The organism is Pseudomonas sp. B21-015 (assembly GCF_024749285.1).
Lineage (GTDB): Bacteria > Pseudomonadota > Gammaproteobacteria > Pseudomonadales > Pseudomonadaceae > Aquipseudomonas.
In genome coordinates this window covers 864,895-879,749 of the sequence record NZ_CP087196.1, presented here as the reverse complement: position 1 = coordinate 879,749, position 14,855 = coordinate 864,895, and the positions used below count along the sequence as shown (strand labels likewise).

Sequence of the window (14,855 nt, the reverse complement as noted above, 5' to 3'; positions counted from 1 at the left end):
GAGCAACAAGATGATCAAACGCAATTTGCTGGTGATGGGCCTTGCGGTCCTGCTGAGCGCCTGCGGTTTCCAGCTGCGTGGCACCGGCACCACCGAACTGGCGATCAAGGAACTCGACCTGAGCGCCCGTAATGCCTACGGCGAAACCGTGACGCAATTGCGTCAGGTGCTGGAAAGCAGCGGCGTCAGGGTCTACACCGGCGCATCTTACAAACTGGTGCTGACCGATGAGCAGGAAAGCCAGCGCATCCTCAGCTATGCCGGTGCCGGCCGTACTGGCGAGTACCAGGTGACCACCGTGCTCAATTACGACATCCGTGGTCAGGGTAACCTGCCACTGCTGAGCGACAAGCTTGAAGTGCAGAAGGTGTTCATCCACGACGGCAACAACCTGGTAGGTTCCGACCAGGAAGCCAACGATGCCCGCCGCGAGATTCGTCGTGAACTGGTCCAACGCATGATGCTGCGTCTGCAACAGCTCACCCCGACTCAGTTGGAACAGCTGCAACAGACCGCCGACGCCAGGGCCAAGGCTGAAGCCGCCGCGCTGGAAGCGGCGCAGAAGGCTGAAGCGGAGACTCCGCGTCAGTCGCCTGTCGAACTGCCACGGCAGTAAGCCTTACGGGGCGCTCAGGCGCCCCGTTCGCCTCTTCTTATGAAACTCGCCCCCGCCCAACTCGGCAAACACCTGCAAGGCGCCCTCGCGCCGGTCTACATCATCAGTGGCGATGACCCACTGCTGTGCCAGGAAGCCGCCGACGCCATTCGCGCCGCTGCCCGCCAACAAGGTTTCGATGAACGCCAGGTCTTCGCCGCCGACGCCAGTTTCGACTGGGGTACGCTGCTGCAGGCTGGCGCCAGCATGTCGCTGTTCGCTGAAAAACGTCTTCTGGAACTGCGTCTGCCCTCCGGCAAACCCGGTGACAAAGGTGCCGCCGCACTCATCGAATACTGCTCGCGCCCGGCCGAAGACACGGTACTGCTGATCAGCCTGCCCAAGCTTGACGGTAGCGCGCAGAAGACCAAGTGGGGCAAGGCGCTGGTCGAGGGTCCGCAGACCCAGTTCGTACAGATCTGGCCAGTGGACACCAACCAGTTGCCCAGCTGGATCCGTCAACGACTGTCCCAGGCCGGGCTTTCCGCCAGCCAGGACGCTGTCGAACTGATCGCCGCACGGGTTGAGGGCAACCTGCTGGCCGCCGCCCAGGAAATCGAAAAGCTCAAGCTGATGGCCGAAGGTGGCCAGATTACAGTCGAAACCGTGCAAGCGGCGGTGGCCGACAGTGCGCGTTTCGATGTCTTTGGCCTGACCGATGCGATTCTCAATGGCGAGGCTGCCCACGCCCTGCGCATGCTCGAAGGGTTGCGCGGTGAAGGCGTCGAACCGCCGGTGATTCTCTGGGCCCTGGCCCGGGAGCTGCGACTGCTGGCCAATCTGTCGCTGCAATACAGCCAGGGGGTGCCGCTGGATAAAGCCTTCAGCCAGGCCCGACCGCCCGTCTGGGACAAGCGCAAACCGCTGATGAGCAAGGCGCTGCAACGCTACTCGGCGCAACGCTGGGCGCAGTTGCTGCTCGAAGCGCAGCGCATCGACGCACAGATCAAAGGCCAGGCGGCGGGTTCGCCGTGGATGAGTTTGAGCCGGTTGACGTTGTTGATGGCCGGGCAGCGGCTGACATTGCCTGCCGAATAAGATCAAAAGAAAAATCAAAAGATCGCAGCCTTCGGCAGCTCCTACAGAGAATCGCGTTCTCCTGTAGGAGCTGCCGAAGGCTGCGATCTTTTTTCCTACACAACACACATCCAACTGCCCTATAGACAGCCCCCCAACTTCGGCAGATTATTCCCCCCGCAAAACCCACTCACTTGCGAGAAATCATCATGAGCAAAAAGCCATCCAAGCATGGCCCCAACAAGGCCAAATCCATCATCGCCCAGCCACTGTTCCGCAGCCGTCAGGAACGAGCCGGCAAGGGCAAAGGCAGCTACCGCCGCGAAGCCTTCCAGTCTAATAGCTGGGAGGCTTCTTACTTTCTGGCGGCCTGAAAGGCAAGCCATCGCTCAACATGTTAAGGTCTGCACCTGATTCGTATCCTCTGGACCTGTGCATGCCCCTTCGTCTTTCCCGTCGTTGGCACCTTCGCCAACTGATAGCTGCCTCCAGCCTCGTTCTGCTTGTCGCCTGTGCGGAAAAACCTACCGCCGCCGACGCCCAGCCGCTTCAGACCCGCACCGTTGCCACGGCCCCTGCGGTCATTCCTCCGGTGGTTCCGACCGGTGAGAATCTCGACATCCAGCCCACCCAGACCTTTGCCGAATGGCAGGCGGGCTTTCGCAAAGACGCCCTCGCCGCCGGCATTCGCGCCGACCTGTTCGACCGCGCCTTTGCCAATGTCAGCGTGGACGCCAGCGTGATCCGTGCCGACCGCAGCCAACCGGAATTTACTCGCCCGGTGTGGGAATACCTCGATGGCGCCCTGTCACCGCTGCGGGTGCGCAAAGGTCAGGCACTGGTCAGCCAATATGCCGACATCCTGCAAAGCATCGAACAGCGTTATGGCGTCGACCGCCAGGCATTGGTCGCAGTGTGGGGCATGGAGAGTAACTTCGGTCAGTTCCAGGGTAACAAGTCGGTGATCAACTCCCTGGCGACCCTGGCTTATGAAGGTCGACGGCCGGGCTTTGCTCATGCGCAGCTGATTGCTGCCCTGCAAATCCTGCAACAGGGCGATATCGAACCTGAGAAAATGCTCGGTTCCTGGGCCGGTGCCATGGGCCAGACCCAGTTCATCCCGACCACCTACAACACCCACGCCGTGGACTTCGATGGCGATGGCCGTCGCGATATCTGGAACAGCCCCGCCGATGCACTGGCCTCGACCGCGCACTACCTGCAAAGCTCCGGCTGGCAGAAAGGCCAGCCATGGGGCTTTGAAGTGCAACTGGCGAGTGGCTTCAATTACGCCCTGGCCGATGGCACGATTCGCAAGAGCGTTGCCGAGTGGCAGCAGTTGGGGGTCACCCTGCCCGATGGCGGCCAGGTTCCGGCAGGTTCCGAACACCTGTCGGCCGCCCTGCTGCTGCCGGCAGGCTATCGCGGCCCGGCGTTCCTGATCCTCGATAACTTCCGCGCAATCCTGAAGTACAACAACTCTTCGTCCTACGCCTTGGGCGTGAGCCTGTTGTCCGAGCGCTTCAATGGCGGTGGCCTGATTAACGGTCTATGGCCAAAAGATGACTTGCCGCTGAGCCGTACCGAGCGAATCGAGCTGCAAAACCTGCTGAGCGCCCGGAACTACGATGCCGGCACCGCCGACGGGATTATCGGTGCCAATACCCGCAAGGCGATCCGCAGCGCGCAGCAGTCGTTTGGATGGCCGGCGGATGGGTATCCGACGCACAAGTTGCTGGAAGGTTTGCGTAACCGCTAAAAGCATCGCGGGCAAGCCCGCTCCCACAAGTTCAAAGGTGAATGCGACATTTGCGTACACCTTGATCCTGTGGGAGCGGGCTTGCTTGCGAAGACTGACTGTCAGGCGATGAATTCCTAAGCCTTGATCACCACATCCTGCTCCAACACCAACGCCTTGTCCCCCGCATCCAGCCTGACCAGCGCGCCCATCGGCAGTGTCAAATTCGGATCACAATGCCCGCTGCGCCATCCGGCCAGCACGGGTATGCGCAACGGAGCAAAGGTCTGCTTGAGCAACCTCTCCAGCGCAATCGCATCAACCCCTGCCACATCCCCCACCAGAACCCCACGCAGCTTGTGCAACGTGCCAGCCAGACGCAGATGAGTCAGCAGCCGGTCAATGCGATACAGCGGCTCGTTGATGTCCTCGATAAACAGGATGGCGCCCTCGGCATCGATCTCGTAAGGCGTGCCCATGGTCGCGGCGATCATTGACAGATTACCCCCCAGCAAACGCCCATGAGCGATGCCTGGTTCGAGGGTGGTCAACGGGTAGGCCACTGGATGCGCCAGTACGCTGTCTGCCTTTACCTGACCGCGCAGCATGTTGAAAAACGAGGACTCGGTGGGGGTCTGCTTGTCACCCAGCAGATCGGCATTGAGCATCGGACCGTGGAAGGTCACGAAGCCTGCATAACGGCTGATGGCCAAGTGCAGCGCTGTGATGTCGCTGTAGCCGATGAACGGCTTGGCGTTGTTGCGCAATAATTCGAAATCGATGCGATCGAGCAAACGCGGCGTACCGTAACCGCCGCGCAGACAGATGATCGCGTCGACCTCGCTGTCGGCGAAGGCTGCGTGCAAGTCATTGAGTCGCACATCGTCGCTGCCGGCCAGATAGCCTTCTTGCTCGTAAACCCCGGGAAACACCCGCAGCGAATAGCCGCGAGCACGCATCCAGGCAATGGCTTTATTGGTGTCCAGTGCTGCGGGGCCGGCGGGCGCGATCACGCCGATCAGCCCTGCAGGCGGCAAGGCCGGAACCGGGATGTGAGGACAAAGGGTGTGGGTCGGTCGAGCAGTCATCCATGATTCTCCCTGTGTGAACGCTTCAGCACACAGTAGTCAGGAACGGGGATAAACAGAAGAGGGGCAATCGCACCACGGTTTGCAGGAAAAGACTGTAATAGCCGTAGGCACTGCTAAAAAAAGGCCCGCAAGGCCTAGAAGCCTTGCGGGCCTTTTTTTGCTCTCACAGCGGGATCAGGACGACATCAACTCGGCCTTGACCAGCTTCGCCTGCTCGTCGGCGTGGTACGAGGAACGTACCAACGGGCCGGAAGCGACGTTCTTGAAGCCCATCTTGTAACCTTCCTCGGCAAACCAGGCGAAGGTGTCCGGGTGCACGAAACGCTGGACCGGCAAGTGGCTGCGGGACGGTTGCAGGTACTGGCCCAGGGTCAGCATGTCGATGTCGTGTTCGCGCATGCGCTTCATGACTTCGATGACTTCTTCATCGGTTTCGCCCAGGCCCAGCATCAAACCGGACTTGGTCGGAATGTGCGGCATCATCTGCTTGAAGCGTTGCAGCAACGTCAGCGACCACTGGTAATCCGACCCCGGACGCGCAGCCTTGTACAGGCGCGGCACGGTTTCCAGGTTGTGGTTGAACACATCCGGCGGCTCGGCGGCGGTGATTTCCAGCGCGACGTCCATGCGGCCACGGTAGTCCGGGACCAAGGTCTCGAGCTGAACGTTCGGCGACAGTTTGCGGATTTCGCGGATGCAGTCGGCAAAGTGCTGGGCACCACCGTCACGCAGGTCGTCACGGTCTACCGAGGTGATTACCACGTATTTCAGTTTGAGGTCGGCGATGGCGATGGCCAGGCTTTCCGGCTCGTTGACGTCCAGTGGCTTCGGACGTCCGTGGCCGACGTCGCAGAACGGGCAGCGGCGGGTGCAGATGTCCCCCATGATCATGAAGGTCGCGGTGCCGCCGGAGAAGCACTCGCCCAGGTTCGGGCAGGACGCTTCTTCGCACACGCTGTGCAGCTTGTGTTTGCGCAGCAGTGCCTTGATGCGGTCGACCTCCGGGGAAACCGGGATGCGCACGCGAATCCAGTCGGGTTTCTTCGGCAGTTCGGTGGTCGGAATGATCTTTACCGGAATGCGTGCAACCTTCTCGGCGCCGCGCAGCTTGACGCCGGCTTCAACCTTGGCACGCGGGGCCGGACGCTCGGTAACATCGAGCGTCGGGATCATGGTTTGCACTGCATCAGTAGTCATATCAGTCGATTCCGCCCGTTAGGGTCGTCTGCTCAGCATAGTCGAGGTGTTTGACGAGCTGCGCGCGCAGCCGGGCACTTACCTCGGCAAATTCAATCGATCCTGCGTGATCGCGCAGCTGGGTCATCGCCAGCCCGGCGTAGCCGCAGGGATTAATCCGTCGAAACGGTTCCAGATTCATATCCACATTCAGGGCCAGGCCATGAAAGGAGCAACCGTGGCGGATCCGCAGACCCAAGGACGCGATTTTCGCGCCATCGACATAAACACCCGGTGCATCCGGCTTGGCCACCGCGGTCACGCCGTAGCTGGCCAGCAGCTCGATCAGGCATTGCTCCATGCGGCTGACCAGATCACGCACGCCGAACCCCAGTTTGCGGACATCCAGCAACAGGTAGGCCACCAACTGACCCGGACCGTGGTAAGTCACCTGACCACCGCGGTCGACCTTCACCACCGGAATATCCCCCGGAAGCAACAGATGCTCAGCCTTGCCGGCCTGGCCCTGGGTGAACACCGGCGGGTGTTCCACCAGCCAGATCTCGTCCGCGGCATCGCTGCCGCGTTCGTTGGTGAAGCGTTGCATGGCATGCCAGACCGGCTCGTAAGCCATCTGGCCGAGCTCGCGAAAGCCCAGCGTGCCAGACATCACAGCACCATGTGCACGAAACCGGTAGCCCGCAACTCGCTGTTGATGTCGTACAGCTGTTCCTGGCCGGTGGCGATGATGTGCAACTGGATGGTGGTGTACTTGCCGTTGGTACTCTGCCGTTCGGCAAAAGTGTTGTGGTCAACGGTCGCGTGTTTCTCAAGGATCGCGATGATCTTGTCCTTGAAACCCACGCCAGTGTCGCCGATTACCTTGATCGGGTAATCCGCGCAGGGGAATTCGATCTTTGGCGCCTTTACTTCGGAGTCTGTCATGGCGTAACGGCCTCGTAAGCCGTGGCGACGGGCATACCCCCCGCCCCTGTATCAGGGAGGGAGGCACGCAGGTCGACAATATCAGTTGAACAAGCCGTAGAAGAATAGACGGATGCTATCCCACATGCGGCGGAAGATACCACCCTCGTCGACCGCGTCCAGAGCGATCAAGTTAGCGCTGTGCACCACTTTGTCGTCCAGCTTCACTTCGACTTTACCGATCACGTCGCCCTTGGCGATGGGTGCAACCAGTTGCGGGTTCATGGACATGCTGGCAGCGAGCTTTTTCAGCTGGCCTTTTGGCAGGGTCATGGTCAGGTCTTCAGCCAGGCCGGCCTTGACTTGATTGGTGGTGCCTTTCCAGACAGGTGCCTGAGCCAGCTCGGCGCCTTTCTGATAGAAGGTCTGGGTTTCGAAGAAGCGGAAACCGTAGGTCAGCAGCTTCTGGGTTTCAGCAGCACGGGCCACTTCGCTGTTGGTGCCGAATACCACGGCGATCAGGCGCATGCCATCACGTACAGCCGAAGACACCATGCAGTAGCCGGCTTCATCGGTGTGGCCGGTTTTCAGGCCGTCGACAGTCTTGTCGCGCCACAGCAGCAGGTTACGGTTAGGCTGCTTGATGCCGTTCCAGAAGAACTCTTTCTGCGAGTAGATCGCGTAGTGAGCCGGGTCTTCGTGGATGATCGCGCGAGCCAGCACGGCCATGTCGTGAGCCGACGAGTAGTGCTCCGGGTTCGGCAGACCGGTCGGGTTCATGAAGTGGGTGTTGCTCATGCCCAGATCGGCGACGGTCTTGTTCATCAGGTCGGCGAACGCGTCTTCGCTGCCGGCGATGTGCTCGGAGAGCGCAACACTGGCGTCGTTGCCAGACTGAATGATGATGCCGTGCAGCAGGTCGCTGACGGTGACTTGCGAGCCGACTTTGATGAACATCCGCGAACCGCCGGTACGCCAGGCGTTTTCGCTGACGGTCACCGGATCGTTTTCACCGATCTGGCCACGACGGATTTCCAGGGTCGCGATGTACGCGGTCATCAGCTTGGTCAGGCTGGCCGGCGGCAGACGCTGGTCACCGTTGTTCTCTACCAGCACGTTGCCGCTGCTGGCGTCCATGAGTACGTAGGCTTTGGCGGCCAGTTGCGGTGGCGACGGCATCATCTCGGCCGCAAAAGCGGCAGGCGAGAGGAGCAGCGGGACTAGCAGGCACAGGCGTTTGGCAAAGGTGGTGATGTTCATCCGTCTCTCGAAATCGCTAATGGAAACTGCCCTAGGGCAAAACTAATCAGACAACTTTTTAAAAGCCGTCACGTGTTCAGTTGCTCACTCTGTAACCCTAGCCGGGCTTTTGTTCTTCACGAGCCAACAACCCGGTCCACCCCCCAAATCGCAAGCGAACCGTCAATCAGGTACTACGTGTTACTCGGCGCTGACCAGGCTCGGCGAACCGAGATTGGCCAGCCGCACGCTGTTCTGCACTTGCTGGATTTCACCCGGCGAACCGATCGGCCCCAGGCGCACCCGATGCAGTGTCTGTTGATTGCGCACGATCGAACTGATGAACACCGGAGCGCTCACCATCCCGCTGAGCTTCGATCTCAGGAGTTCTGCAGCGTCCGGGTTGGCGAACGCGCCCACCTGCAGATACTGGCCAGAGGCTGGTACAGAAGCGTTTTTTTTTGCATCGATCTGCGCGGGCACAACGGCCGCGGCGTGTTGCTGCGGTGGTGGTGTCCATTGCTCGACGGTGCCGGCCGAAGCCGTAATCACCGGAGCGCTATTCTGTGCGACTTGCGGCTCGTTGAGCATCAAAGGCGCCGGACGGCCCTTTTGTGCCCACCACTGCTGCGGGTCGATACCTTCGACCTTGACCCGCGCCGTACCGGTTTCGGCGTAACCGAGCTTTTTGGCGGCGGCATAGGACAAGTCAATGATTCGGTCCGAGTAGAACGGACCACGGTCGTTGACCCGCAGGATCACGCTTTTGTTGTTGTCCAGGTTAGTCACCCGAACATAACTTGGCAGTGGCAATGTCTTGTGAGCGGCACTCATGCCGTACAGGTCATAAACCTCGCCATTGGCGGTGTTCTGACCATGGAACTTGGTGCCATACCAGGACGCCGTGCCCGAGGCGACGTAGGTTTTGGAGTCTTGCAGCGGGAAGTAGGTCTTGCCCAGCACGGTGTACGGATTGGCTTTATAAGGACCGGAGTGCAGGGTCGGCGTGGCATCCGGGATGCGCGATACGTCGACGTCCCACCAGGGTGCACCATCCTTGTGGGCCCGGTTGATATCCAGGCCTGGCGCCGAACGAACGGCGCTGGAAGACTTCTGGGTCGGCGAGCGGCTGGTCGAACAACTGGCGACCAGCACCGCCAACGCGGCGAATGCCATGAGCTTCAGGGGTTTATTCATAGGCAATGCCCGCATTACTTGACGCCCCGTGCTTGGACCAGCTGTTCAGACAGTTGATGTACGGCCATGGCGTACATCACGCTGCGGTTATAACGCGTGATCGCGTAAAAATTCGTCAGGCCCATCCAGTATTCGGGGCCATTGTCGCCTTCCAGGCGGAAAGCCGTGACCGGCATATCATCGCGCAGCGCATCATGACTCGACCAGCCCAGCGCCCGCAACTCCCCGACGGTTTTCGTCGGCTCGATGCCTGCGGTCAGCCCGTCGTCCACCTGATCGCCGCGCACATCGGCGCGACTGACCACAGGTTCGCCGGCGACCCAGCCGTGACGCTTGAAATAACTGGCGACGCTGCCGATCGCATCATCCGGGTTGTTCCAGATATTGATGTGGCCGTCACCGTCGAAATCCACCGCATAGGCGCGAAAACTGCTCGGCATGAACTGCGGCAAGCCCATGGCTCCGGCGTAGGAGCCTTTGAGGGTCAACGGGTCGACCTGCTCTTCACGGGCCAGCAGCAGGAATTCACGCAATTCCTTGCGGAAGAATTCGGCACGGGGAGGATAGTCGAAACCCAGGGTCGACAAGGCGTCGATCACCCGATAATTACCGGTATTGCGGCCGAAAAAGGTCTCGACGCCGATAATCGAGACAATCACCTGCGCCGGCACGCCGTACTCCTGCTCGGTACGGGCCAGCACCGCTTCGTGCTGACGCCAGAAGTCCACACCACGGGCGATGCGCGCGTCGGTGATGAACATTGGACGGTATTCTTTCCACTGTTTGACGCGTTCGGCGGGTTTGGAAATCGCGTCCAGAATCGACTGCTTGCGCTCGGCTTCGCGGAACACGCCCATCAGCTGTTCACCGGCAAAGCCGTAGTCGCGGGTCATTTCACCGACGAACTCGGCCACCTGGGGTGAGCCTTCGTAATCGCCGGCCAACGCTTCCTGCGCGGAACCAAGGATGCCTACCAGGCCGACCCACGGTGCGTATCGAGTCGCCCAGCCACGCATTACTTGCATTGAAATCATCACCTTATTCAAACCTGTGCGATCCACTTACGATGGGTATGGATCGACATCAAAACCCCAAACGCTGACAGCAGCGTCACCAGCGAAGTTCCTCCGTAGCTAATGAACGGCAACGGCACCCCCACGACCGGCAACAGGCCACTGACCATACCGATGTTGACGAAAACGTAAACAAAAAACGTCATAGTCAGACTGCCCGCAAGCAACTTGCCGAACAATGTCTGAGCCTGGGCGGTGATCACCAGGCCGCGACCGATCAACAGCAGGTAAATCAGCAACAGTGCGCAGATGCCCACCAGGCCGAATTCTTCGCCCATCACCGCAATGATGAAGTCGGTGTGGCTTTCCGGCAGGAAGTCCAGGTGCGACTGGGTACCGAGCAACCAGCCTTTGCCGAACACGCCGCCGGAACCGATGGCGGCCTTCGACTGAATGATGTTCCAGCCCGTGCCCAGCGGATCGCTTTCGGGGTCGAGGAAGGTCAGGATTCGCTGCTTCTGGTAATCGTGCATGATGAAGAACCACATCGCCACGGCCACCGGCACCGCGGCGGCAATCACGCTGAGGATCCAGCGCCAGCGCAGGCCGCCCATGAACAGAACGAACGCGCCACCGGCGAGGATCAGCAGTGAAGTGCCGAGGTCGGGCTGACGCACGATCAATATGAACGGCAAGCCGATCAGAAACAGACTGACGCCCACATGCTTGAGCTGCGGCGGCAAGGTGCGTTTGGACAAGTACCAGGCGATGGTCGCCGGCATCAGGATTTTCATGAATTCCGAGGGCTGGAAGCGGATCACCCCGGGAATGTTGATCCAGCGCGTGGCCCCCATGGCGTTGTGGCCCATCACGTCCACCACCACCAGCAAGAGCACACCGACCACATAACCGACCGGCACCCAGCGGGCCATGAAGCGCGGCTCGAACTGGGCGATGACGATCATCGATACCAGGCCGATACCGAACGAAGTGGCTTGCTTGGCCAATAGGTCCCAGCTCTTGCCGCTGGCCGAATACAGCACGAACAGGCTGCCGGCGGCGAGGGTCAGCAGCAGGATCAGCAACGGCCCGTCGATGTGCAGGCGTTGCAACAGCGTCGCACGGCGACGCATCACATCCTCGCTGGAGAGGATGCGATCGAAATTACTCTTCACGGGCCGTAGCCTCCGCACTGATAGGGCTGGCGTATTCGGCTTTCAGCCGGCCGTCCTGGTCCAGGAGCCAGGCGTCCATGACTTGACGCACCACAGGCGCCGCGACGCCGGAACCGGACTCGCCGTTCTCGACCATCACCGACACCACGATTTGCGGGTTGTCGGCCGGCGCGAAGCCGACGAACAAGGCGTGGTCGCGGTGACGCTCCTGAACCTTGGAGCGGTCGTACTTCTCGCCCTGCTTGATCGCGACCACCTGAGCCGTACCACTTTTGCCGGCAATCCGGTATTGCGCGCCTATCGATGCCTTGCGCGCCGTACCGCGAGCGCCGTGCATGACCTGCTGCATGCCGTGGTTGACCTTGGTCCAGTCGGACGGGTCGCGCAGGATGATGTCCGGCATCGGATTTTCATCCTTCGGCCGCTCGCCTTCGACAGTCTTGGCCAGGTGCGGACGGTTCCAGACACCTTTGTTGGCCACCAGCGCCGTGGCCTGGGCCAGTTGCAACGGGGTCGACTGCATGTAGCCCTGGCCAATCCCCAGAATCAGCGTCTCGCCCGGGAACCAGGCCTGACGACGGGTCGCGCGCTTCCATTCACGGGACGGCATCAGCCCCGGCGATTCTTCGAACATGTCCAGGGAGACTTTCTGGCCGATGCCGAACTTGCCCAGGTAGCTCGACAGTCGATCGATCCCCAGCTTATGGGCCAGGTCATAGAAGTAGGTGTCGTTGGATCGCATGATCGCCGTGTCCAGATCCACATAGCCGTCGCCGGTGCGGTTCCAGTTGCGATATTTGTGGTCGTAATTGGGCAGCATGTAGTAGCCGGGATCGAAGACCCGGGTCGATGCGGTGACCACACCCGAATCAAGACCGGCAATCGCCACCGCCGGTTTAATGGTCGAACCCGGCGGATACAGACCGCGCAGCACCCGGTTGAACAGTGGCCGGTCGATGGAATCGCGAAGCTCGGAGTACGCCTTGAAACTGATGCCGGTGACGAACAGGTTTGGGTCGAAACTCGGCTGACTGACCATCGCCAGCACTTCGCCGGTTTTCGGGTCCAGCGCTACCACGGCGCCACGACGACCACCGAGTGCAGCTTCGGCGGCTTCCTGCAATTTGATGTCCAGGCTCAGGACGATGTCCTTGCCGGAAATCGGTTCGGTACGCTTGAGCACCCGCAACACGCGGCCCCGAGCGTTGGTCTCGACTTCTTCGTAACCCACCTGACCGTGCAGCTCGGGCTCGTAGAACCGCTCGATGCCGGTTTTACCAATTTGATGGGTGCCGCTGTAACTCACCGGATCGAGCGACTTGAGCTCTTTCTCGTTGATCCGCCCCATGTAACCCACCGAGTGCGCAAAGTGCGCACCCTGCGGGTAATGACGTACCAGTTGCGCAACCACTTCCACACCGGGCAGACGGAACTGGTTCACCGCGATGCGGGCGATCTGCTCTTCGGTCAGCTCGAACAGGATCGGCACCGGTTCGAACGGTCGGCGCCCCTGACGCATGCGTTTCTCGAAGATCACCCGGTCCTCGGGTGTCAGCTCCAGCACTTCGACGATCGCGTCGAGCACTTGCTGCCAGTCGCCGGAGCGCTCGCGGGTCATGCTCAGGCTGAAGCTGGGCCGGTTGTCGGCCACCACCACGCCATTGCGGTCGAAGATCAGCCCGCGAGTCGGGGGAATCGGCTGCACGTGAACGCGGTTGTTTTCCGACAGGGTCGAGTGGTACTCGTACTGGATCACCTGAAGGAAATACAGCCGCGCGATCAGCACGCCAATCAGCACCACCACCGTAATGGCCCCGAACACGACGCGGCCACGCACCAGACGGGCGTCTTTTTCGTGGTCCTTGATGCGGATCGGCTGGGGCATGAGGGCAGAACTACTTGTGGTAAGGGTGGCCGGACAGCACTGTCCAGGCACGGTACAGCTGTTCGCCAATCAGAATCCGCACCAACGGGTGCGGCAACGTCAATGGCGACAACGACCAGCGTTGATCCGCCCGCGCACAGACTTCCGGTGCCAGCCCTTCGGGGCCGCCGACCATGAAGTTCACCGTGCGCGAGTCCAGCCGCCAGCGATCGAGTTCGACCGCCAGTTGCTCGGTGCTCCAGGGCTTGCCGTGGACTTCGAGGGTGACAATACGCTCGTTAGGCCCGACCTTGGCCAGCATGGCTTCGCCTTCCTGACGGATAAAGCGCGCCACGTCGGCGTTCTTGCCGCGGGTGTTGAGCGGAATTTCCACCAGTTCCAGCGCCAGCTCGGACGGAAGACGCTTGGCATATTCATGCCAGCCTTCTTCCACCCACTTGGGCATGCGTGAACCGACGGCGATCAGTCGCAGTCGCACAGCGGCCCCTTATTGCTGGTCTTTGTTGAGCTTGATGAAATGCTCATGGGTGTTTTCCGGGCTGTGGTGCGCGGCGCTGCCGGCACGGCTCTGCTCGGCACCCTGCCACAACCGCTCCAGGTCATAGAACTGACGAGCGCTGGCCGTCATCATGTGTACGATGACATCGTCCATATCCAGCAACACCCAGTCGCTGTCACCCTTGCCTTCTTCACCCAACGGCTTGACGCCCTGAGCCTTGACCGCCTCGCGGACCTTATCCAGCATCGCGCCGATCTGGCGGTTGGAAGTACCGGTAGCGATGATCATGAAGTCAGTGATGCTCTGCTTTTCACGAACGTCGATCACCAGAATGTCCTGGGCCTTGACGTCTTCCAGGGCTGCTACGGCAACCTTGACCAGCTCTTCGCCACGCAGCTCCGGGCCGGTGTCAGCCGCGACCGGCAGCGGAGCGCTCTTGAACGTGCCCTTGCGCTTTACTTTGTTTACGTCTTTGTCAGTCATATAAAACTCGTTTTGCTCGTATGTTCGGGCGCTTCGATACACGCATTCACGTGCCTTGAAGCGCGCCCTTTTTCAGTTCGACGCACGGTAAAGTCCGTGCGCATCGATGTAGGCCAGGACCGCGTCGGGCACCAGGAAACGTACCGACTTACCGCTGGCCAGCAGTTGACGGATCTGGGTGGCGGATACCGCGAGCGGTGTCTGCCAGACGAATGCAATCTGTCCGCTCGGCCCTTTGAGGGCCAGCGGGTCGCTCACCGAGCGCGCCGCCAGCAGGTTGCGCAAGGCATCCGGCGGTTCGCTGTCGGCATCCGGGCGTTGCAGCACCAGGATGTGGCAATGCTGGAGCAACTCTTCCCAGCGGTGCCAAGTGGGCAGGCCGCAAAATGCGTCCCAGCCCAAAAGTAGAAAAACCTGGTCTGAAGCGGCAAGTTCGGCGCGCATCAGTTCCAGGGTATCGATGGTGTAGGACGGTTTGTCCCGCTGCAATTCGCGGGCGTCCACCACCAACGGTGGCACACCGGCCACCGCGCACTTGACCATCGCCAGACGGTCCTTCGCCGACACCTGCGGCGTGCCGCGATGAGGCGGCCTGGCACTGGGTGTCAGACGCAACTCATCGAGCGCCAGCGATTCGGCGACTTCCAGCGCACCGCGCAGATGGCCGATGTGCACCGGGTCGAAGGTCCCGCCCAGTACGCCAATGCGTCGAGGCCGGGGCTCGCTGGCGGTCACGTGGGCTGACGGGTCGAGGTCGCCCAAG

The 14,855-nt window shown here is 60.8% G+C and carries 16 protein-coding genes; 4 read left to right on the top strand and 12 right to left on the bottom strand.

What is annotated here, in order from left to right:
• Positions 1-10 precede the first annotated feature (10 nt).
• From lptE to LOY38_RS04040, 4 genes are all read left to right on the top strand, one after another.
• On the top strand, positions 11-616 hold the full coding sequence (gene lptE, locus LOY38_RS04055; RefSeq protein WP_258698929.1) for an LPS assembly lipoprotein LptE: 606 nt from the start codon (positions 11-13) through the stop codon (positions 614-616).
• Between the two features lie 39 nt (positions 617-655).
• On the top strand, positions 656-1,693 hold the full coding sequence (gene holA / locus LOY38_RS04050; RefSeq protein ID WP_258698928.1) for a DNA polymerase III subunit delta: 1,038 nt from the start codon (positions 656-658) through the stop codon (positions 1,691-1,693).
• Between the two features lie 188 nt (positions 1,694-1,881).
• Positions 1,882-2,046 (top strand): alternative ribosome rescue factor ArfA, encoded by a 165-nt coding sequence (gene arfA, locus LOY38_RS04045; RefSeq protein ID WP_003176285.1) that lies wholly within the window; start codon positions 1,882-1,884, stop codon positions 2,044-2,046.
• Positions 2,047-2,108: 62 nt separating this feature from the next.
• Positions 2,109-3,431 carry a lytic murein transglycosylase gene (locus LOY38_RS04040; RefSeq protein ID WP_258698927.1) on the top strand — a complete coding sequence of 441 codons (1,323 nt, stop codon included), beginning with the start codon at positions 2,109-2,111 and terminating at the stop codon, positions 3,429-3,431.
• A gap of 116 nt (positions 3,432-3,547) precedes the next feature.
• On the opposite strand, the gene LOY38_RS04035 is transcribed toward LOY38_RS04040, so the two are convergent.
• The 12 genes from LOY38_RS04035 to nadD all read right to left on the bottom strand — a co-directional run bounded on the left by LOY38_RS04035 (position 3,548) and on the right by nadD (position 14,854).
• Positions 3,548-4,498, bottom strand: coding sequence for an LD-carboxypeptidase (locus LOY38_RS04035; RefSeq protein WP_258698926.1), 951 nt, complete (start codon positions 4,496-4,498; stop codon positions 3,548-3,550).
• Between the two features lie 177 nt (positions 4,499-4,675).
• Positions 4,676-5,698 carry a lipoyl synthase gene (gene lipA / locus LOY38_RS04030; protein WP_007946663.1) on the bottom strand — a complete coding sequence of 341 codons (1,023 nt, stop codon included), beginning with the start codon at positions 5,696-5,698 and terminating at the stop codon, positions 4,676-4,678.
• Position 5,699: 1 nt separating this feature from the next.
• Complete coding sequence (gene lipB, locus LOY38_RS04025; protein ID WP_183682885.1) at positions 5,700-6,347, bottom strand: lipoyl(octanoyl) transferase LipB; 648 nt, start codon at positions 6,345-6,347, stop codon at positions 5,700-5,702.
• On the bottom strand, positions 6,347-6,622 hold the full coding sequence (locus tag LOY38_RS04020) for a DUF493 domain-containing protein (RefSeq protein WP_258698925.1): 276 nt from the start codon (positions 6,620-6,622) through the stop codon (positions 6,347-6,349). Before LOY38_RS04020 ends, lipB begins: the two co-directional genes overlap by 1 nt.
• An 81-nt stretch (positions 6,623-6,703) precedes the next feature.
• A complete protein-coding gene (locus tag LOY38_RS04015; RefSeq protein ID WP_258698924.1) occupies positions 6,704-7,861 on the bottom strand; it encodes a D-alanyl-D-alanine carboxypeptidase family protein in 1,158 nt (385 codons plus the stop codon).
• Positions 7,862-8,041: 180 nt separating this feature from the next.
• Entirely contained in the window at positions 8,042-9,052 is a 1,011-nt protein-coding gene (locus LOY38_RS04010) for a septal ring lytic transglycosylase RlpA family protein (RefSeq protein ID WP_258698923.1), read from the bottom strand.
• Positions 9,052-10,062: a lytic murein transglycosylase B gene (mltB, locus tag LOY38_RS04005; protein ID WP_258698922.1), complete on the bottom strand. Its 1,011-nt coding sequence runs from the start codon at positions 10,060-10,062 to the stop codon at positions 9,052-9,054. The genes LOY38_RS04010 and mltB overlap by 1 nt, the downstream gene beginning before the upstream one ends.
• 17 nt (positions 10,063-10,079) lie before the next feature.
• Positions 10,080-11,183 (bottom strand): rod shape-determining protein RodA, encoded by a 1,104-nt coding sequence (gene rodA, locus LOY38_RS04000; protein WP_258700648.1) that lies wholly within the window; start codon positions 11,181-11,183, stop codon positions 10,080-10,082.
• Positions 11,184-11,214: 31 nt separating this feature from the next.
• A complete protein-coding gene (gene mrdA, locus LOY38_RS03995; RefSeq protein ID WP_258698921.1) occupies positions 11,215-13,110 on the bottom strand; it encodes a penicillin-binding protein 2 in 1,896 nt (631 codons plus the stop codon).
• Positions 13,111-13,120: 10 nt separating this feature from the next.
• Complete coding sequence (rlmH, locus tag LOY38_RS03990) at positions 13,121-13,588, bottom strand: 23S rRNA (pseudouridine(1915)-N(3))-methyltransferase RlmH (protein ID WP_003185785.1); 468 nt, start codon at positions 13,586-13,588, stop codon at positions 13,121-13,123.
• A gap of 9 nt (positions 13,589-13,597) precedes the next feature.
• Complete coding sequence (gene rsfS / locus LOY38_RS03985) at positions 13,598-14,092, bottom strand: ribosome silencing factor (protein ID WP_258698920.1); 495 nt, start codon at positions 14,090-14,092, stop codon at positions 13,598-13,600.
• A 72-nt stretch (positions 14,093-14,164) separates the two neighbouring features.
• Entirely contained in the window at positions 14,165-14,854 is a 690-nt protein-coding gene (gene nadD / locus LOY38_RS03980; protein ID WP_258698919.1) for a nicotinate-nucleotide adenylyltransferase, read from the bottom strand.
• Between the last annotated feature and the right edge of the window lies 1 nt (position 14,855).